15 protein-coding genes are annotated in these 19,897 nt (G+C 60.7%); 10 read left to right on the forward strand and 5 right to left on the reverse strand.

Translation table 11 applies throughout. The annotated features are described in order from the left end of the window. Positions 1-3: 3 nt before the first annotated feature. A complete protein-coding gene (locus tag BST44_RS20055; protein WP_083178851.1) occupies positions 4-234 on the reverse strand; it encodes an MbtH family protein in 231 nt (76 codons plus the stop codon). Between the two features lie 963 nt (positions 235-1,197). Here BST44_RS20055 and BST44_RS20060 point away from each other — a divergent pair. From BST44_RS20060 to BST44_RS20085, 6 genes are all read left to right on the forward strand, one after another. Further along, on the forward strand, positions 1,198-1,602 hold the full coding sequence (locus BST44_RS20060) for an MmpS family transport accessory protein (protein ID WP_050790074.1): 405 nt from the start codon (positions 1,198-1,200) through the stop codon (positions 1,600-1,602). Continuing rightward, positions 1,599-4,499, forward strand: a complete 2,901-nt coding sequence (locus BST44_RS20065; RefSeq protein WP_083178853.1) for an MMPL/RND family transporter — start codon at positions 1,599-1,601, stop codon at positions 4,497-4,499. Before BST44_RS20060 ends, BST44_RS20065 begins: the two co-directional genes overlap by 4 nt. A 166-nt stretch (positions 4,500-4,665) precedes the next feature. Continuing rightward, positions 4,666-7,578: an MMPL/RND family transporter gene (locus BST44_RS20070; RefSeq protein WP_083178854.1), complete on the forward strand. Its 2,913-nt coding sequence runs from the start codon at positions 4,666-4,668 to the stop codon at positions 7,576-7,578. 60 nt (positions 7,579-7,638) lie between these two features. Next, positions 7,639-8,586, forward strand: coding sequence for an ATP-binding cassette domain-containing protein (locus tag BST44_RS20075; RefSeq protein ID WP_083178855.1), 948 nt, complete (start codon positions 7,639-7,641; stop codon positions 8,584-8,586). Further along, complete coding sequence (locus tag BST44_RS20080) at positions 8,583-9,326, forward strand: ABC transporter permease (protein ID WP_083178856.1); 744 nt, start codon at positions 8,583-8,585, stop codon at positions 9,324-9,326. The genes BST44_RS20075 and BST44_RS20080 overlap by 4 nt, the downstream gene beginning before the upstream one ends. 14 nt (positions 9,327-9,340) lie before the next feature. Continuing rightward, entirely contained in the window at positions 9,341-10,114 is a 774-nt protein-coding gene (locus BST44_RS20085) for an ABC transporter permease (protein ID WP_083178879.1), read from the forward strand. Between the two features lie 37 nt (positions 10,115-10,151). Here BST44_RS20085 and BST44_RS20090 read toward each other — a convergent pair whose 3' ends face one another. The 3 genes from BST44_RS20090 to gmd all read right to left on the reverse strand — a co-directional run bounded on the left by BST44_RS20090 (position 10,152) and on the right by gmd (position 13,167). Continuing rightward, on the reverse strand, positions 10,152-10,937 hold the full coding sequence (locus BST44_RS20090) for a glycosyltransferase family 2 protein (protein WP_208619845.1): 786 nt from the start codon (positions 10,935-10,937) through the stop codon (positions 10,152-10,154). Between the two features lie 236 nt (positions 10,938-11,173). Further along, positions 11,174-12,136, reverse strand: a complete 963-nt coding sequence (locus tag BST44_RS20095; protein ID WP_083178880.1) for a GDP-L-fucose synthase family protein — start codon at positions 12,134-12,136, stop codon at positions 11,174-11,176. Between the two features lie 8 nt (positions 12,137-12,144). After that, on the reverse strand, positions 12,145-13,167 hold the full coding sequence (gene gmd, locus BST44_RS20100; protein WP_083178858.1) for a GDP-mannose 4,6-dehydratase: 1,023 nt from the start codon (positions 13,165-13,167) through the stop codon (positions 12,145-12,147). Between the two features lie 216 nt (positions 13,168-13,383). On the opposite strand from gmd, the gene BST44_RS20105 reads away from it, so the two are divergent. The 4 genes from BST44_RS20105 (at position 13,384) to BST44_RS20120 (ending at position 17,577) form a co-directional block, all read left to right on the forward strand. Next, complete coding sequence (locus BST44_RS20105) at positions 13,384-14,505, forward strand: glycosyltransferase family 4 protein (protein ID WP_083178859.1); 1,122 nt, start codon at positions 13,384-13,386, stop codon at positions 14,503-14,505. Between the two features lie 133 nt (positions 14,506-14,638). After that, positions 14,639-15,604 carry a GDP-mannose 4,6-dehydratase gene (locus BST44_RS20110; RefSeq protein WP_083178860.1) on the forward strand — a complete coding sequence of 322 codons (966 nt, stop codon included), beginning with the start codon at positions 14,639-14,641 and terminating at the stop codon, positions 15,602-15,604. Further along, a complete protein-coding gene (locus tag BST44_RS20115; RefSeq protein ID WP_083178861.1) occupies positions 15,601-16,722 on the forward strand; it encodes a glycosyltransferase family 4 protein in 1,122 nt (373 codons plus the stop codon). Before BST44_RS20110 ends, BST44_RS20115 begins: the two co-directional genes overlap by 4 nt. Before the next feature lie 198 nt (positions 16,723-16,920). After that, positions 16,921-17,577, forward strand: a complete 657-nt coding sequence (locus tag BST44_RS20120) for a hypothetical protein (protein ID WP_083178862.1) — start codon at positions 16,921-16,923, stop codon at positions 17,575-17,577. A 272-nt stretch (positions 17,578-17,849) separates the two neighbouring features. On the opposite strand, the gene BST44_RS20125 is transcribed toward BST44_RS20120, so the two are convergent. Next, positions 17,850-18,773 carry a hypothetical protein gene (locus tag BST44_RS20125; protein ID WP_244184884.1) on the reverse strand — a complete coding sequence of 308 codons (924 nt, stop codon included), beginning with the start codon at positions 18,771-18,773 and terminating at the stop codon, positions 17,850-17,852. Positions 18,774-19,897: the final 1,124 nt, after the last annotated feature.

Here is a 19,897-nt window from a genome sequence, read left to right on the forward strand (position 1 = left end):
TCGTTACTGGTCAAAACCCCGACCCGTTGAGAGCTTGTCGCGCAGACTCTTTGGCCGAATGTCGGGCCAGTTCTGTTCGATGTACTCCAAGCACGCAGCGCGGTCGGTCTCCCCGTACACCACTCGCCAGCCGGCTGGAACGTCGGCGAAGGCCGGCCACAGGCTGTGTTGCTCCTCGTCGTTCACCAAGACGAAAAAGCTGCCGTTGTCGTCGTCGAACGGATTGATGCTCACATTTCTCCAGAATGCCTAGTTGACACGAGTGGAACGGTTCCAAACCCTACTGGAGGCACCACTGTGCGTCCGAGATTTGGACAAAGTTCCCCGTGTGACCTGTCAGGCTCTTAACGCAGCCTCAAGATTGGCTTAAGCAGGGCTGCACAGCTGCCGCCGTTGGCTGCTGTGACCTGCCGCAATCGCTCGCCGGGGCGGCTCGCGACTGGGCATGGTCGGCCTTCATGGACGATGAAATTTTGGGTGGTTGTCACCGCCCAGGGTACCGACCTGGAAGCCCCCGCGAAAATCACCACGAGGCGAACGTCCGGAGGCCGCTCGGGGCGCCGCGAAACAGGCCTGGCGGAACCCATTGACTACGGGCGGTGATCGTCGTTAGCTGACTGGGGCTGCTGATCACTCAGCAGGCTTCGGCGTCCGGGCGGACCGTGGGTGGGCGTGTGCCGTTCCGGATCGGGTGGGCACCCGGTGAGAGCCGGGTCGGCCATCGGAGACGGACAATCCAAAAAGTGCTGTTACGCACGCGGTATGCATTACGATCCCGTATCTCGATGTCAAAGGACTGATACGGAGTCCACTGGCGTGGTTTACTCATGAAGACTCGGTCGCGCTCCCCGGGGGGCGGGGCTCGTATGAGGTGCCGAAGCACGACTAGTCTGCGACGTACACCCCATTCGGAGTGCCCCCACCGGCGTATCGGGACCAATGTGTAACGGGTTGCCCGGGCCGGCGGAATAACAAGAGACGCAGAAATGGGTAGAAGGGGGTGCGGTGACCGAACCGGACGTGCGGGCCCGGCCCGATATCGCTACGGAAGGCCGCGACATTAGCCAGACTCCCACCGGGCGACGTGGCCTCATGCGCTTTGGTCGCCGATCCTCGACCGCACCTCAGCGGCCCGTCGGGCGGAATCAGACCCATCCCCGTGGAACGGGAGTTCTCGCCGCGCTCAAGCGGCTCTGGATCCCTCTGCTTATCGTCGCCGTGGTCCTCGCGGGAGGTTTGACGGTTTCACGTTTGCACGGCATCTTCGGCTCGGAGAAGCGCGAGTCCTACGCGGACACCAGGATCAAAGACACCAAACCCTTTAACCCCAAGCACATCAGGTACGAGATCTTCGGGCCGCCGGGGACGACGGCCGACATCAGCTACTTCGACGTCGACGGAAACCCGGTGCACGTCAACGGGCAACCGGTGCCGTGGTCTTTCGACATCTCGACCACGTTGCCGTCGATATTGGGAAACGTTGTGGCACAAGGGAATGGCGACATGCTCGGCTGCCGAATCGTGGTTGACGGTGTCGTCAAAGCCGAGAGGGTTTCGCACGAGTTGAACGCGTTCACCTACTGCATGCTGACGGCCACATGACCGACGTGCAGAGTGACCCGAATACGACGACCGAGCGCGCGAAGCCACCGCTGATCGCGCGGATGCTCCATCGCCTTGCGATACCCATCATTTTGGGGTGGCTGGGGATCGCCGTCGTCATCGCGGTGGGCGTTCCCCCACTGGAGCAGGTCGAGGCGGAGAACGCGGTTTCACTGAGTCCCGTTGCCGCACCGTCGTTTAGGGCGATGGAGCACCTGGGTCAGGACTTCAAGGAGACCAACTCCGGCGCCTTGGCGATGATCGTGCTGGAGAGCCAGCAACCCCTGGGCGACGCGGCGCACAAGTACTACAACCAGTTGATCCGCGAATTGCGCGCCGATAAGCACGTGCAGAACGTCCAGGACTTCTGGGGCGATCCGGTCACCTCGAAAGCCGCGGAGAGCTCAGACGGGAAGGCCGTCTATGTGCAAGTCCAGCTTGCCGGTAGCCAGGGCGGGGCGTCGGGGGACGAATCGGTAGCGGCGGTTCGTCAGATCGTTGCGAAGACGCCCGCGCCGGAGGGTCTGAAGGCCTACGTTACCGGCCCCGCGCCGACAGTCGCGGACATGAACATCGCCGGCCAGAAGACGGTCATGCTGGTCACCGTGACCAGCCTCGCGGTCATCTTCATCACCCTGCTCATCGTCTACCGGTCGATCACGACCGTGATCCTGTTGTTGCTGATGGTCGGGCTGCAGTTGCAGGTGGCGCGAGGAATCGTGGCATTCCTTGGCCATCTCCAGCTGCTTGGCCTCACCACCTTCGCCGTCAACCTGCTGGTCGCCGCCGTCATCGCGACGGGAACCGACTACGGCATCTTCTTCGTCGGGCGATATCAGGAAGCGCGACAGGCCGGCGAGAGCCGGGAAATGGCCTTCTACACCACGTTTGGCAGTGTGGCCAAGGTCGTGTTGGCGTCCGGTTTGACGATCGCCGGGGCCGTCTTCTGCCTCAACTTCACCCGGTTGCCCTATTTCCAGCCACTGGGCATCCCCTGCGCCATCGGCATCACCGTCGCGGTTCTCGTTGCCCTCACGCTGGCGCCCGCACTGCTGGTGGTCGGCGGCCGTTTCGGTCTGTTCGATCCGAGACGGGTGATCACGACGCATCGGTGGCGGCGGATCGGCACCGCGATCGTGCGGTGGCCGGCACCCATTCTGATCACGACGCTGGCGGTTGCGCTCATCGGCCTGATAACGCTGCCGAATTACAACCCCAGCTATGACGATCAGAAATTCATCCCCAGCGACATTCCCGCGAGTGTGGGAAATGCCGCCGCCCAGCGACACTTCCCGCAGTCGCGAACGATGATGCCCGAGATTCTGCTGCTGGAGAGCGATCACGATTTGCGCAATCCGGCTGACATGATCGTGTTGAACAAGGTGGCCAAGGGGGTCCTGGCTGTCCCTGGCGTTTCCACCGTGCAGTCGGTGACCCGTCCTGAGGGCATCCCACTCGAGCACACGACGATCCCGTGGATCGTGAGCATGTCGCAGTCAAGCCAGCAGATAAACATGGCGTTCCAGAAGGACCGCATGGACGACATGCTCAAGCAGGCCGAAGACCTGGGGCGAATGATCGCCATCATGCAGCACATGTACGGCCTGATGAAGGAACTCGTCGCCACCACCCACCACATGGTCGGCAAAACGCATGAGATGCAGGAGATCACCAACGAATTGCGGGACAAGATCTCCGATTTCGAGGATTTCTTCAGGCCGCTTCGCAGCTATTTCTATTGGGAACGGCACTGCTACGACATCCCGGTCTGCTTTTCGTTGCGATCCATTTTCGACGCACTGGACGGCGTGGACGAGATCACCGACAAGCTGAAGGAGCTGGTGGCGGACCTGGATCAGCTGGACACGCTGCTGCCGCAAATGGTTGTGCTGCTGCCGCCGATGATCGAATCCATGCAGAGCATGCGAACCATGATGCTGACGATGCACAGCACCATGTCCGGCGTGATGGGCCAGATGGAATCGCAGGGCAACAACTCGGCCGCGATGGGCCAGGCGTTCGACCAGTCCCGAAACGAGGATTCCTTCTACCTGCCGCCGGGAATCATCAACGACTCGGAGGCCTTCAAGCGGGTCGAGAAGATCTTCATGTCGCCGGACGGAAAAGACGTCCGCATGTTGATTTCACAAAAGGGCGATCCCGCCACGCCGGAAGGGCTTTCGCGCGTCGAGCCCATCAAGACGGCGGCCGAAGAGGCGCTCAAGGGCACTCCCCTCGAGGATGCCAAGGTCTACCTCACCGGCACCGCGGCGATCACGAAAGACATCGTCGACGGCTCCAAATGGGATCTCTTGATCGCCGGGGTCGCCGCGATCTGCCTCATTTTCATCATCATGCTGATCATGACGCGCAGCTTCATTGCCGCGCTGGTGATCGTCGGCACGGTGTTGTTGTCCATGGGTGCGTCCTATGGGCTGTCCGTGCTCGTCTGGCAGTACCTCCTCGGGCTGCAACTGCACTGGACGGTGCTGTCGACGTCCGTGATCGTCCTTCTGGCGGTGGGATCGGACTACAACCTGCTGCTGGTCTCCCGAATGCAGGAGGAATTGGCCGCCGGCATCAACACCGGCATCATCCGGGCGATGGCCGGCACGGGCAAGGTCGTGACCAACGCGGGCCTGGTGTTCGCCTTCACGATGGCGTCGATGGGGGTCAGCGATCTGCGCAGCGTCGCGCAGACGGGCACGACGATCGGGTTGGGCCTGCTGTTCGACACGCTGGTGGTGCGCGCGTTCATGACGCCGTCGGTCGCCGCGCTGCTGGGACGCTGGTTCTGGTGGCCGCAACGCGTGCGTCAGCGGCCCGCGAGCTCGATGCTCCGGCCGTCGGGACCCCGGCCGCTGGTGCGCTCGCTGCTGTTAAAACAGCCTTTGTAACGGCCGGACTTCCACTTCCAGCAACAGGCATCGCGACCGTGGGGAACATCGTGACACAGCACAACAGGGACGGCATTCGCCGCTGCGCGGCCGTGGACGGAGCGGTAAAAGCCACGAGCTTCCCGCGCCCACGGCGGGCCGTTATCTGTTGGCCGTCGGGGGCCGCATGACGACCGAGCACGCTCGACCCCCTTTCTTCGCCCGGAGCATCCGCCGGCTTTCGGTGCTCATCGTGCTGGCGTGGGTCGCGCTGACGCTGGTGGTGACATTCTGCGTTCCCTGGTTGGAGACGGTCGGACGCGAGCATTCCGTGCCGCTGGCCCCGCAGGACGCACCGGCGGTCCAGGCCATGCAACGCATGGGCAAGGACTTCAAGGAGTCCGATTCGGACAGCATCGCGATGATCGTGTTCGAGGGGCAGCAGCGCCTCGGGGACGACGCCCACAATTACTACGACAAACTGATGCGCGCACTGAAGGCCGACCAGAAGCACGTCGAGCACGTGCAGGATCTGTGGGGCGACCGGCTGACGGCGGCGGGTGCGCAAAGCGACGACGGCAAGGCCGTCTATGTGCAACTCAACCTGGCGGGGAATCAGGGCACCACCCTGGGCCAGGACTCGATTGCCTCGGTCCGCGACATCATTGCGCGGAATCCCCCACCCCCGGGACTCAAGGTTTATGTCACCGGCCCGTCGGCGCTGTTATCCGATATGCAGCAGGCCGGGGACCGGTCCATCCTGAAAATGACCGCGGTGGGCGCGCTGATCATCTTTGTTGTGCTGCTCTTCGTCTACCGGTCTATCCTCACCGTGATTCTGTTGTTGGTCACCGTGGGGATCGAGGTTCTTGCGGCTCGGGGAATCGTTGCGTTCCTCGGCGATCACAGTCTCGTCGCGCTCTCGACTTTCGCCGTCAACCTGTTGGTGGCCCTTGCGATGGCGGCCGGAACCGACTACGCGATCTTCTTCTTCGGTCGCTATCAGGAGGCGCGCCAGGCCGGCGAGGACCGGGAAGCCGCCTTCTACACCACCTACCGCGCGGTCGCTCCCGTCGTCTTGGGATCGGGGCTGACGATCGCCGGGGCGATGTTGTGCCTGGGCTTTACCCGCATGCCCATCTTCCAGACCATGGGTGTGCCGTGCGCCGTGGGCATGCTCGCGGCGGTCCTCATCGCGCTCACGTTGGTTCCGGCGGTTCTGACCATTGGAAGCGGGTTCGGGCTATTCGACCCCAAGCGGGTTCTCGCGTTCGGTCGCTGGCGCCGAATCGGCACGGCCATCGTCCGCTGGCCCGTACCCATTCTCGCCGCGACCATAGCGGTGGCCGTCGTCGGACTGGTGACGTTGCCCGGCTATCAGACCAGCTACAACAACCGGTTCTACATGCCCAACGACATTCCGGCCAACGTCGGATACGCGGCCGCCGATCGCCACTTCTCTCAAGCGCGAATGATGCCGGAAATCGTGATGATCGAGTCCGATCACGATATGCGCAACCCGGCAGACTTCCTGGTCTTGCACAGGCTCGCGAAGGCAATATTCAAGGTTCACGGCATTTCTCGGGTGCAGGGCATAACCCGGCCCGAGGGCACGCCGATTCAGCACACGTCGATACCATTCTTGCTGCAGATGCAGTATTCGGTGATGCAGCAGGATCAGCATTACATGAAAGCCCGCACACAAGACATGCTCCATCAGGCGGACGTCCTGTCGTACCAAATCGCGACGATGAAGCGCATGTACGCACTGCAGAAGCAGATCACGACCATTACGCACGACTCGATCGGCAAGACCAAAGAAATGCGCGACGTGATATCGGATATCCGGGGTCACATGTCCGATTTTGAGGATTTCTTCCGGCCGCTTCGAAGCTATTTCTACTGGGAACGGCACTGTTATGACATCCCGATCTGCTGGTCGCTGAGAAATATCTTCGAGACCCTCGACGGCGTCGACACGCTGAGCGACAAACTCGACGAACTCATCGTCGATTTGGACAAAATGGACGCGCTGTTGCCGAAACTGCTCGAAATCTTCCCGCCGTCGATCGCGATCGCCGAGGAAGCGCGAAACATGCTGCTGACGAGCTACAGCACCATGAACGGAACGCTCGGCCAGATGGAGAACCAGAAAGAGAATGCCACCGCCATGGGGGCGACCTTCGACGCCGCGCGGGACGACGATTCCTTCTTCCTTCCCCCCGACATCTTCCAGAACGAAGATTTCAAGCGCGCGATGAGCCAGTTCTTGTCCCCGGACGGTAAAGCCGCCCGATTTATCATTTCCCACAAGGGTGACCCCGCGTCACCCGAGGGCCTCGCGCGCATCGACAAGATACGGACGGCGGCCGAGGAGGCGCTCAAGACAACGCCGCTGGAGTCAGCAAAGATCTATATTGCCGGCACCGCCTCGACGTTCAAAGACTTCCGCGACGGCTCCACGTACGACCTGTTCATCGCGGGAGTCGGTGCGCTCTGCCTCATTTTCATCATCATGTTGATCATCACCCGCGGTTTCGTGGCCTCACTGGTCATCGTCGGCACGGTGGCGCTATCGCTGGGCTCGTCGTTCGGGTTGTCCGTACTGATCTGGCAATACATCCTCGGCATCAACCTGTACTGGATGGTGCTGCCGATGTCGGTGATCGTCCTGCTGGCGGTGGGGTCCGACTACAACCTGCTGCTGGTGTCCCGGATGAGAGAGGAACTAGCCGGGGGCATCAACACCGGCATCATCCGCGCGATGGGGGGCACCGGCAAGGTCGTGACCAACGCGGGCCTGGTGTTCGCCTTCACCATGGCTTCCATGGTGGCCAGCGACCTGCGGATCATCGGCCAGGTCGGTACCACCATCGGCCTGGGCCTGTTGTTCGACACCTTGATCGTCCGCTCGTTCATGACACCGTCCATCGCCGCGCTGCTCGGACGCTGGTTCTGGTGGCCGCAGATCGTGCGTCCCCGGCCCGCGAGCAAAATGCTCCGGTCGGAAGGGCCGCGTCCGGTGGTGCGCTCCCTGCTGCTGCACCACGACCTGGAAGATGACATGCCAACCGCGGAGATCCCACGGCAGTCCCTCTAGGGTCGGCCGCACCGTCTGAACTCCAAACATCGGGGGACCCATCGTGAAATACTGCCTAACGTGAGTTCACTGGCGATCGAGGTAGCTGGCCTCACAAAAACGTTCGGAGGAAAGACAGCCGCGCTGCGCGGTGTGAGCTTTTCGGTTCCCGCCGGCACGGTATGCGGTCTGCTCGGCCACAATGGGGCGGGCAAGACGACGACGATTAACATCCTCTCGACGCTGATGCGCCCCACTTCGGGCCGCGCCACCGTCGCCGGATACGACGTGGTCCGCCAGGCCGCTCAGGTGCGCGCCAAAATAGCGATGGCCGGCCAGTACACGGCCTTGGACCCCGTGCTCACCGGCCGGGAGAATCTGGTTCTTTTCGGCCGGTTACGAGGCCTGCATCGGCGCGATGCAAAGGGGCGCGCCGACGAGCTGATCGAACAGTTCGGCCTCAACGCAGCCGCCAATCGGGCTGTTCTCACCTATTCCGGCGGCATGCGGCGACGCGTCGACCTCGCCGCGGCCCTGGTGGTGCCACCGAAGGTGCTCTTCCTCGACGAGCCGACGGTCGGCCTCGATCCGCGCGGCCGACGCGACGTATGGGCGCTGGTGAGTTCGCTGGCCATGCAGGGAACCACAGTGCTCCTGACCACGCAGTACCTGGAAGAAGCCGACGTGCTGAGCGACTCGATCGTCGTTATTGACCAAGGCCAAGTGATCGCCAGCGGCACCGCGGAAGACCTCAAACGGCGGGTGGGAGGCAGTTACTGCCAGGTGACCCCGACGAATCCGGTCGATCTACCCCGGGTGGCCGCGGCGCTGGCCGGGCTCGACGGGATCGAGGTCGACGCCGACATGAATTCGGTGTCGATATTTGCGCCCGACGGGGTGGGCACGCTCGGTGAGGTGTTTCGGCGGGTCGACGCGGCTGGCGTCGAACTGACGGATATCTCGCTGCGCAAACCCTCACTCGACGAGGCATTTCTGCACCTCACCGAAAGCACCGTCCGGCAGTCATGAGCGCGCTCGCCGCCCTCACCGAACGCTCGTTGATGTCCTCGGCGCGAGATGGTGGACTGATCTTCGAAATCCTTTCCCCCGTAGGGTATTTGGCGGGCTTCACCGTCGCGCTGCATGGCCTGGTTGACACCGGGCGCACCAGTTATTCGCAGTATTTGCTGCCGGCGGTGGTCGTCCAATCCATGGTCTTTGTCGCGGTGCTCACCGCGGACCGCGCGGCGCGTGATCACCTGCATGGGGTTGCCGTGCGGTTGGGGACGCTGCCCATTTCCGCGGCTGCTCCCGTGAGCGCGCGCATGGTCGCCACCCTGATACGGGCCGCCATCGTCCTCGTGGTTGCTATGGTCGCCGGCTATGCGTTCGGATTCAGGATGACCGGCGGGCCGGGGTATGCGTTGGCCTTCGCGGCCATCGCGCTTCTACTGTGCCTGGGCGTGGCGCTGGGCGCCGATGCGCTGGGGTCGACTGCGAGCACTCTCGAGGGAATCAGCTACTTGCTGTTCGTTCCCCAACTACTGCTATTCATGCTGTCCACCGGGATCGCACCGGAGGCGACCTTTCCGGGTTGGTTGCGTCCGTACGTGCGCTACCAACCCGTATCGCAGGTGTCGGAGACACTACGGGGTCTTGCCTCCGGATATGTGGTGGTTGCCAACCTGGCGGCCAGCCTTGCCTGGTGCCTGGGGATGGTGCTGGTTTTCGGCGCAATCACCGTACGCATGCAGAGGCGAGGCAAGTGACCGTACAGCCCGGGATGCAAGGTTCGCTACTGACCCAGAGCTGGGTGCAGGCCGGTCAACTGCTCCTTCGGTGGCGGCGTGACCGGACGGTGCTGCTTGGCTCGCTCCTCTTCCCTATCTGCCTCATGCTCGTCTACCAAATGGTCCTGGGTGATCAGGTGCGCAAGGTCACCGGCGTCGATAGCCTTTACGGCCTGGTTCCGATGAGCGCGGTGCTGTCCGCGATGTTCGGCTCCATGGGCAATGCGGTCGGTATTACGACCGATCGCCAGTCCGGGCTGCTCAGCCGCATGTGGGTCTTACCGATCCACCGGACCAGCGCGGTCACCGGACGGCTCACGGCCGAGGCCGTGCGCGCGCTGATCGGAACGGTTCTGATCACCGCCCTCGGCCTGGCAATGGGCTTACGCTTTAGGCACGGCTGGCCGTCGGTCTTGGCGTTTATTTTGATTCCGTCCATGGTGGTGGTGGGCTTCACCGCGCTGGTGATGGCGCTGGCAATCCGCGCGAATGCGCGGACCGTGATGACCTGGCTGGTAGGCATAGTTGTCGCACTGGCGTTTATGAATCCCGGCACCACCCCGATCGCCCTGTTCCCGGATTGGCTTCGCCCCTTAGTCCGCGTGCAGCCGATTTCACCACCCATCGAAGCGATGTGGGCCCTTGCCTACGACGGGCCACTTATACGGCCGATTGCAATGACTCTTGTTTGGGCAGTCGGCCTGTTCGCGATCTTCACGCCGATTGCCGTGCGCGGCTATCGGACCGCCGCCGAGTCTGGCACATAAACACACCGTCCACGCCACTGCTGCGATGCGCCTGGTTCTACTTGCGTACGCGAGCACTTGAGGCAGCCCTGTATCGGATTAGCCTCGAACGCAACGCCACTCGGCGGTTCTCTTTATGCCTCAAAAATGCCAGCATTCGGCCGCAGGTCTCCATACCCGCAACCCAGAAATACATCGGTAGGCGCTTTCTGAATTCCTTGTCTGTGCTCTCCCTCATGCTCAGTCCGGTCATGTCGTTGTATTTCGCAATGATGATGTCCATGTACCGAGTTACCAGCGCTGGGTTGGAGAAGCAGCGAATGTTGAAGTCCCAGTCAGCCCAGATCCGGTAGCGCAGGTTGTACGGACCGATGCCAGCGAAAAGCCCGCGGCGGTAAAAGATCGACTGATGGCACATATTCGTCTCGAATAGCAATCGGTCGAGATCGAAGACGCCAGCGTGACGGGCCCCGGTCGAGCGCATGATGACATCGCCATACACCAGATCGCTGTGCTCGTGGTTGTGGATGAATGCGGCCACGCGAGCGAGAGTGTCAATTTCGTAGAGGGTGTCATCAGCACCCAAGAACAGCAGCCACTCCCCTGTTGCCATGCCAACACCGCGGTTCATGGCGTCGTAGGGACCTTGGTCGGGCCCACTATGAGTGACCAGACGTGGACCAAGGGTGTGGGCGAACTTGTTCGCGATGTCAAGGGTGTCGTCTGTCGAGCCGCCGTCGATGAGGACGATTTCGAAGGAGCTGTCTGTCTGGCGAGCGATGCTGCGAAGGCAGGCAGGCAAAGTCGCCGCGGCATTGAATGTGGGGACGACGATCGAAAACATTGGTGCAGTCATGGCTTTAGTCACGTTAGCAGCGGTCAACCCGGAGTGTGCCGCTTCGTTCACAAGGACCCCCGCTAGAGCCCCCTGTCACGAACCGTGATTAGGTGCGTGAACCGCCAGAACGACAACGTCTAGCTAGCCCGTGGAAACCCCATTGAGCACGCTTGGGCGCTACGAGCTGCGGTTCAACGCCAAAGCGCAACACTACGCACCAAACAGTTGCCGTCATACGGACATCAAGTCCTCGCCGCACTGGCGTTCGCGCGATACCACGCCACCGTTGTTCGGATGCCCTCCCGCAACGGGATTTCAGCCTGCCACCCCGCCGCCCGCAATATCGAAACATCCAACACCTTACGTGGTGTTCCATCCGGTTTCGTTGGGTCCCAGAGTGTTTCACCCGTGTAGCCCACGGCGGCGGCGACCATATTGGCGATCTCGCTTATCGTGTTGTCAATACCGGTCCCGACGTTGACGGGGGTCGGACTGTCAAAGTGTTCCAGCAGGTAAAGACACGCGCTGGCCAGATCATCGACATGCAGCAACTCGCGCCGCGGGGTTCCGGTGCCCCAGTTTGCTACCTCCGAGGCGCCGGTAGCTTTAGCCTCTTCATACCGGCGGATAAGCGCCGGTAGTAGGTGCGAGTCGAACTGGGAAAAGTTGTCGCCTGGCCCGTACAAGTTGGTTGGCATTGCAGAGATCCACGGCAGTCCATACTGACGCCTAACCGCCTGAACTTGCAGGATGCCGGCGATTTTGGCGATCGCGTATGCGTCGTTGGTGGGCTCCAAGAGGCCAGTGAGCAGCGCACTCTCCTTGATGGGCTGCGCGGCATATTTCGGGTAAATACACGAGGACCCGAGAAACAGCAGCCGCGGCACCCGCGCAGCCACAGCGGCGTCGAGCAGATTGACCTGGATCTGGAGGTTCTCGGACAGAAAATCGGCCGGGTGTGTGCTATTGGCCATGATGCCGCCAACCTTGGCCGCAGCATCGACGATGACGTGTGGGCTTGTCTGCAAAACGAAGTCAAATGTCGCTGCTCGATCCGTCAGGTCGAGCTCATTGTGTGATCGCACAAGAAGATTGGTGAATCCCGCTGCCTGAAACTTGCGCAGCAGGGCAGCGCCGGCCAGCCCACGGTGCCCGGCGATGTATACCGGTGATGAGCGATCGAGGACGCCGATGGACATGTCCATCACCTAGCTCAGCTCCAACCGGGAAGGGCCGGCTTATCGGTCCACGGCTTCCCATCGCATTCCAGCGCAGCAATGTCGGCGTCGACCATAATGCGAGCCAGTTCGGCGGTGTGTACTGAAGCATTCCATCCGAGCGATTGGGCGGCCTTGCCCCCATCGCCTATCAGCGAATCCACTTCCGTGGGACGCAGATAACGCTCGTCAAATTTCACGTGCTTCTGCCAGTCGAGTCCAGCGTGGTCGAACGCGGTCTGGACGAAATCGCGGACGGTGTAACCGCGTCCCGTTGCGAGGACGAAGTCGTCGGGATCAGGAGCTTGCAACATCCGCCACATCCCTTCGACGTACTCAGGTGCGTAACCCCAGTCACGGACGGCATCGAGATTGCCCATGTAGAGGTATGACTGCAAGCCGCCTCTGATGCGCGCCACAGCTCGAGTGACCTTTCGGGTCACGAACGTCTCACCGCGCCGCGGCGATTCGTGATTGAACAAGATGCCGTTCACCGCGAACAGGCCGTACGCCTCTCGATAGTTGCGCGTCGCCCAGTACGAGTAAACCTTTGCCGCGCCGTAGGGTGAGCGCGGATAGAACGGTGTCTGCTCGTTCTGAGGCGGCGGAGATGCGCCAAACATCTCCGACGAGGATGCCTGATAAAATCTGCAGTCCGCCCCGGAAAGGCGAACAGCTTCTAACAGGCGGATCGACCCCATACCAGTGGTGTCCCCAGTGTGAACGGGCTCGTCAAAGCTCACTCGCACATGCGACTGCGCGGCCAGGTTGTACACTTCGTCGGGTTCGATGGTGCTCAGCAAGGTAACCAGACGGGCACCGTCCGTCAGGTCGCCGAAGTGCAAGAACAGTCGTGCACCAGCTTCGTGCGGGTCAACATAGAGGTGATCAATCCTCGATGTGTTAAACGTCGAAGCTCGGCGGATGAGTCCATGGACCTCATATCCCTTGTTTAGCAGCAGTTCAGCAAGATATGAGCCGTCCTGCCCGGTAATGCCGGTTATGAGCGCTCGCTTCACTCGATTCCTACTTCTGTCGGTCCATGATCGTCACCAGATGTCCCCCATCCCATCGTCGGAGCCGTCCCAGCTCTCATCGTGCTACATCGCTCCGGGTTCGCTGCGACTTATAGTAGAGGTCCGAGGCGGGCCGACGTTGAGCGATGGCTACAAGCCTTCCACGGAAGAGATCCGATCGCGGCGGGGCACATCTTATTATAAGGAGGCCGAGCGCGGGTGAAAGTCGCATTCGACGACCAGATATTTACCATCCAGCGATATGGCGGGGTTTCACGCTATTTCTTCGAACTGGCAAGCCGCTTGCCCGCCTATGGAATGTCGCAGGTATCAGTCATCGCCCCATTTCACATCAACAATTACCTGGCGGCTGACACTGCGCACCGCTTGACGCGCGGCAGGTACGTACCTTACGCACTCGGAGACGCCGTGATTTGTCTTCGTCAATGCGTTCCGGTTCTTCACCTCGTAAACCGGTTTGCGGCGCCGCTAGCCTGGCGGGGACCGGTGCCGGACATCGTCCACGAGACCCACTACGCCGCCAGGCCTGGCGGCAAGGGCCGGCGCCGCGTTGTGACGGTCTTCGACATGACCCATGAGCTGTTCTCCGAAGAAATTCCGTTCGCCCAGCGATGGATCGCCGCCAAGCGCGCCGCCGTCGACCGCGCCGATCACGTAATTTGCATTTCTGAAAACACGCGCCAAGACCTCGTGCGCCTCCACGGTATTGATCCAGCACGCGTTAGCGTTGTACACCTTGGATATTCACTAACCGCGCAGGCCAAAGCGACTCAGGTCGAAGGCGGCGGTAAGCGCACACCTTCACTTTTGCACGTCGGGCATCGTCGAGGATACAAAAACTTCACAACGCTGCTGCAGGCCTATGCCAGCTCTCCGACATTGCGAGAATTTGACTTGGTCGCTTTCGGCGGGCACCCGTTGTTGCCCGAAGAGCAGAAAGAGATTCGGCGCCTCGGTATCACCGATCGAGTGCGTTTCGAATCCGGGTCCGATCAACAGCTAGCGGCACATTATCACGAGGCAGCCGCGTTCATCTACCCATCGAAATACGAAGGCTTTGGGCTTCCTCCGCTGGAAGCGATGAGCCACGGCTGCCCCGTGGTGTGCAGCAATGCCGGCGCTATTCCAGAAGTTGTGGGAGACGCCGGCATCTACTTCGACCCCAACAGTGCCGACGAACTGCGTATAGCTCTCGAACGCGTCGTAACGACCGAGGATCTGCGGGCGGATCTGCGCACGCGTGGCTACACACGGGTCCGCGCATTTTCCTGGGACAGATGCGCCGCCGAGACCGCACGAGTCTATCGCGAAATCATGTAACGGCGGGTGTAGCCGATTCATCGGGAGGCATGGAAGCCATTTGACTTGCTCATCGCGCGGGGCGTGCCGTACGTTCTGATTGTCCTGCTTCCGTACTTGCTGATGTCGCGGGAGACAGTTCAGGAGGGTTTGATTGAGAGCGCTCGTCTGTGGCATCTCAGGCCAGGATGGCGCGTACCTCGCGCGCTTGCTACTCGCAAAGGGTTACGAGGTTTTCGGCACATCGCGCGACGCGCAGGTCAGTAGCTTTGCCAACCTGGTGCGGCTAGGGATTCGCGACGATGTACACCTGGAATCTATGGCGGCCAATGACTTTCGCAGCGTGCTCAACGTGCTGCGGAGAACCGATCCTGAGGAAATCTACAACCTGGCCGGACAAAGCTCAGTCGGCCTGTCCTTTGAGCAGCCGGTGGAAACCCTCGAAAGCATCGCCGTCGGCACTGTTAATTTGCTTGAGGCCATACGTTTTTTGGACAAGCCCATCCGTTTCTACAGCGCCGGCTCTGGTGAATGCTTCGGAGACACCCACGGCCAAGCGGCGGACGAGCACACATCGTTTCGCCCCTGCAGCCCCTACGCCGTAGCCAAGAGCACGGCGCACTGGCTGGTCGCGAACTACCGGACCGCGTACGGACTCCATGCCAGCACCGGCATATTGTTCAATCACGAATCCCCCTTGCGCCCTGCGCGTTTCGTGACGAAGAAGATCGTAACGGCCGCGGTTCGCATAGCCGCAGGCGAGCAGACTCGACTGATGCTGGGCAACGTCGATATCAAACGCGACTGGGGATGGGCGCCTGAGTATGTCGACGCGATGTGGCGCATGCTGCAGCAGCCCACCGGCTCCGACTTTGTGATCGCCACCGGTGAAAGCAACACCCTCGAGGAGTTCGCGGAAGCCGCTTTTGGACAGCTCGGTCTGGACTGGCGCGAACATACCGATCTTTCCGAGGCGCTGCGGCGACCTTCAGATCTGGCTGAAGGGCTCGGCGATGCCTCCAGGGCACGTGACGTCCTCGGCTGGTCACCTGCATACCGGATGCGCGACGTCGTCAAAGCCATGGTTGAATCCCAGGTCGCCGGGGACACTCCCCTATGAAAGTCGCATTCGACCACCAGATCTTTACTTTCCAGCGCTACGGCGGTGCTTCTCGTTATATTGTCGAACTCGCGAACCGCCTGCCCGCCCATGGTGTGTCGGACGTGTCCGTCATCGCCCCACTACATATCAACAACTATCTCGCGGCTGACTCCGTCCGGCATTTAACGCGTGGTAGGTATGTGGCCAGCACCGTCGGAGACTCGTGGATTCAGATTCGCCAGTGCCTTCCGCTCCTCGACGTGATAAATCGGGCTGTAGCGCCGGTAGCATGGCGGGGAGCGAATGCCGATATCGTTCACCAGACCTACTTTTCCGCGACTAAACCTGTAGGTAAGGGGCAGCGCCGCGTCGTGACGGTTTATGACATGACCCACGATCTATTTCCTGAGGAGTTTCCCTTCGTCAAGCAAACGATCGCCGCCAAACGTGCCGCGGTCGCTCGCGCTGACCATATAATTTGCATTTCGGAAAACACACGGCAGGACCTCGTGCGCCTCTACGGCACCGACCCGGCACGCACCAGCGTCGTCTACCTTGGGCATTCGCTGACGGCGGAGCCGAATGCGGTGCAGGTTCGCAGCGGCGGAAACCCGACCACACTCCTCTACGTTGGGCATCGCACGGGATACAAAAATTTCAAGACGCTGCTGCAGGCTTATGGCAGCTCGCCTTTGTTGCGGGAATTCGAGTTAATTGCCTTTGGCGGATTCCCACCCCTGCCCGAAGAACAGGAAGAAATGAGGCGGTTGGGCATCACGGACCGAGTACATTTCGAATCCGGCTCTGATAGCCAACTCGCAGCACGCTACCGGGCGGCTGCTGTGTTCGTATACCCATCTAAATACGAGGGTTTCGGGATTCCTCCGCTTGAAGCCATGAGCCACGGTTGTCCGGTCGTGTGCAGCAATGCCGGTTCGATTCCCGAAGTAGTCGGAGACGCCGGCGTGTATTTCGATCCAAACAGTGCCGAGCAACTGCGCACAGTTCTAGAACGTGTCGCAACGAGCGAGGGGCTGCAGGATGCGCTACGCGTACGCGGCTACGCCCGAATTAACGCCTTTTCCTGGGACAGATGCGCAGCTGAGAGCGCAAAGATCTACCGCGAACTCATATGATCACCGGAGGTGACCGCGTTGTGCCATTCCTCCGTAGCCCGCGCTGGCCCGGCATCTCCTTGCGCGGCTAACTGGACCCATCGCGCCGGGGTCTCGCATCCATCAATCAGCTGATTAACGCGGAACGGGCTGCTTCGTGGTGCCGGCGCCCGGCTGCGGCAACCACAACGGGTGGCCAGTTCAGTTACTGTGACCACTATGTTGGTGATCCCACGTAATCGGACCGACCTCATCTACACCGTGCTCAACTGGGGCCGCAACAAGAAGTCGTTGGAGCCCACGCGACGCGCTGCCGCGTTTCTCTGGTTTCGCGGAGAGTACCTCGTCGCTACGCCACCTGCCGTAGCGAAGCGGCGCCACCTGCTGCGTATTTTGAACGCGCGCAAGCACCGGATCTTCGTGGAGGCTGGCACCTACAAGGGTGAAACAGCCGCGTACTTCATGCGACATGCGGACCAAGTGATTTCTGTCGAACTGCATGACGGGCTCTTTGCCGAAGCGAAGCGGCGGTTCGCAAAAAATCCGAACGTAACGCTGATCCACGGCGACTCGCTCGTAGAGATCCCGAAGATTGTCGCGAACTGCTCTGGGCCACCTCTAGTGTTCCTCGACGGACATTTCTCTGGGGCCGGTACCGCGGAGGGCGCGGAGATGGAGCCAGCTGAGTCAACCCTCCGGCGCCTCGCCGACGTAGCACCGGCGGGCACCACGGTCGTGATTGACGATCTTCGAATGTTCGGGTCCGGGCTGATGGGGTATCCGCAGCTCGATGCCATCACGGCAGCTGCGCGCGCGGCGTTTCCGGCTGCACTCATCCGTGCTGGCCTCGATTCGATAGTCGTCGAGATTCCCTAGGCTGGGCAGGCGCTTACCTTCGAACGGCGAGTATCGAGTCCCCGGACGTTAACGCGCCAATTCTCGCCTTAGCCAAAACAATGCGTGTCGTATACAACAGGCATCGCCGACCCAAGCCACGCGGGCAACTCAGCGCAAAGTACAAGATAGTTTAGGGCGAAAGACTTCTTGCCGGCTCATCTGGGCATCCGCGTTCGCTCCCGAGCCCGCTAAAGAAGCGCTTGACTTGATAGCGCGTGCCGCCCCAAACACTTTGGCCCGAAGACCGGCGTTTAGAGTTCTTCTTCGGCGCCTGTCCGTGTGTTAATTACCGGCAATCCCCTGAGGGACGCGAGCCTACGTTCACCACGGAGATACGTCAGCCGCCCCTTGCTATCCATAGACTCCGCATACCTGGAAGTCACGTAGCCCTCCCCCGCCGTCAGAGGTTTGAGGCCGTGATCTACGTCGGATCGGATGAAGAATGCGTTATTTCCCGCACTATTGCTCCCGACAAAGTCATATCCCTTTGAATAAGCTAGGTCGCAGAGGGCAGGCAGGGAAGCTCCGTAGTACAAGTTGCTAATCGGCCCACCCCTGCTAAATTTTGGGTCGTAAGGAATCGTTATCGATCGTTCTGCCCCGAAAACGCTGTTGTACTCGATGATCGCGATTGCAGGACGTACCGCCGTGACACCGCGCCAGACCCAATAATCGTTACCGTCGATGTCGATATGGAGAAGTCCGATATCACCTTCAAAACCGTGCGTGAGCAATAACTCATCGATGTTCTCGGCTGTGATGAACGAGCATACGCTCTGAAGATCATGGCGCCATGAGATCTGGTCGCGCCCGATGGCCTTGATGTATCGATCAGAGCTGTCCATCACGAGGCCGCGCCAATTGTTGTTCAACAATAGGAATCTGGTGTTGGACTCCTGGTAGTCTTCGACACCGAACTCTACGAATGACTCGTCAATGCTGGAAATTCTATGAATGAGCCATTGGATTATGCCGTCGTCGCCAAACTGGCTAAATACCGAGAATTCGACGTCAGCGAAGCCCCTAATCGATTCCAGCTGTTGCACCCGCCAAGCTAACCCACGTCCAATAAGAGTGCGCTGCTTGGCCTCTCCTGGCCTTAGAAGTTCTGCCAACAGAGTTAATGGGTTAAAGTACAGTTGCACGCTTATCCTCTTCTCGTCGCCGATGCACACGCGGCGCACAGGCTCAGGGCGGCTACAAGTTGACTGGGTCGAAGCAGTGTCTGACGCTACTCAGCTACAGTACCGTCGTCCATCATCACTATCGACTACCGGTTGGAATCGCTGACACGGCGTCAGGGTCGGAAACGCTGATACTGACGACTCTGAACTTGGCCGTCGCTCGGTCCTGTTGGACGCGGATCATGAGATCCTCAGCCGGTCACATGTCTGCCAATGCCTAAGTCGCTGACAACGCGAAAATGCACACGCCTTTTCCGACGCCGAGCATCCGCAGAAGTAGAATTGCTCACAAATACTTTCACGTTCAGGACGCTATATCGCCGCTTATCGTTAAGGTTGTTGAACCACCGAACGAACCGTCAGCCCAGCGCGCAGCAACGGTACCCTTGACCGGCATCTCGTCTCTATGCCACTTGGCACACCGCCTTTCAACGCTCGGCGCTGCATCATCGGCGCCATATGGCAAACCCTGGACGCATGGAGAAAAGAAGTCCTTTATCCTGCGCGATTGTCCACAGTTGGGTTATTCGTGGATTCTCAACGCCGAGACTTGAAAACCGCGATCAGAATTCCAGTATCTCGACGGTTCGCTGAACACGGACCGCTCGAGATCAAGCCGACGTTGACAGCGACAATGTGCCTTGCTTTCCGGGCAAGCAACCGACCGGCAGAACGGGGCCGGCTAACGGCCCTTCGTCGGCGTGCTAACGACGGAGTGCCACCCGACGTTGATGACGAGCAGGCATCATGGATCGGCAGAATTTGATTTGGGCGTCGGGGCAGCCGACCGGTCGACTCTGGCGCTAAGGTCGAACTGATTCGCGCCGCCTGCGCGCAGTTGGACGAGCGTGCGTTGGTTTGCTGCGACTCGGCTGATTTCAGCGACGCGCCCAAGCTCAGCCAGATCAAAGTCCATCGCGTGGTGAGAACCACGCGATGGACTTTCCCGCCTCCCGCGCCGTCGTGCACCACGGCAGCACGGGCACCACCGCGGGAGACCTACGCGCCGGAGTAACCGGGCTCTGCCTTGGGTGGTTGGTTCGTCAGTCGGTCTTCGAGACCCAAAAACCACTGAAGATGGACACCACCCGGCGCTTATCGAGCGCCGGGTGTGA

The organism is Mycobacterium scrofulaceum (genome assembly GCF_002086735.1).
Classification (GTDB): Bacteria; Actinomycetota; Actinomycetes; order Mycobacteriales; family Mycobacteriaceae; genus Mycobacterium; species Mycobacterium scrofulaceum.

Excerpts from the sequence above, each read along its gene's own strand:
- BST44_RS20090 (WP_208619845.1), bottom strand. The coding sequence starts at position 10,937 with ATGTTTTCGATCGTCGTCCCCACATTCAATGCCGCGGCGACTTTGCCT.
- BST44_RS20120 (WP_083178862.1), top strand. The coding sequence starts at position 16,921 with ATGTTGGTGATCCCACGTAATCGGACCGACCTCATCTACACCGTGCTC.
- BST44_RS20115 (WP_083178861.1), top strand. The coding sequence starts at position 15,601 with ATGAAAGTCGCATTCGACCACCAGATCTTTACTTTCCAGCGCTACGGC.
- BST44_RS20080 (WP_083178856.1), top strand. The coding sequence starts at position 8,583 with ATGAGCGCGCTCGCCGCCCTCACCGAACGCTCGTTGATGTCCTCGGCG.
- BST44_RS20065 (WP_083178853.1), top strand. The coding sequence starts at position 1,599 with ATGACCGACGTGCAGAGTGACCCGAATACGACGACCGAGCGCGCGAAG.
- BST44_RS20085 (WP_083178879.1), top strand. The coding sequence starts at position 9,341 with ATGCAAGGTTCGCTACTGACCCAGAGCTGGGTGCAGGCCGGTCAACTG.
- BST44_RS20095 (WP_083178880.1), bottom strand. The coding sequence starts at position 12,136 with ATGGACATGTCCATCGGCGTCCTCGATCGCTCATCACCGGTATACATC.
- BST44_RS20070 (WP_083178854.1), top strand. The coding sequence starts at position 4,666 with ATGACGACCGAGCACGCTCGACCCCCTTTCTTCGCCCGGAGCATCCGC.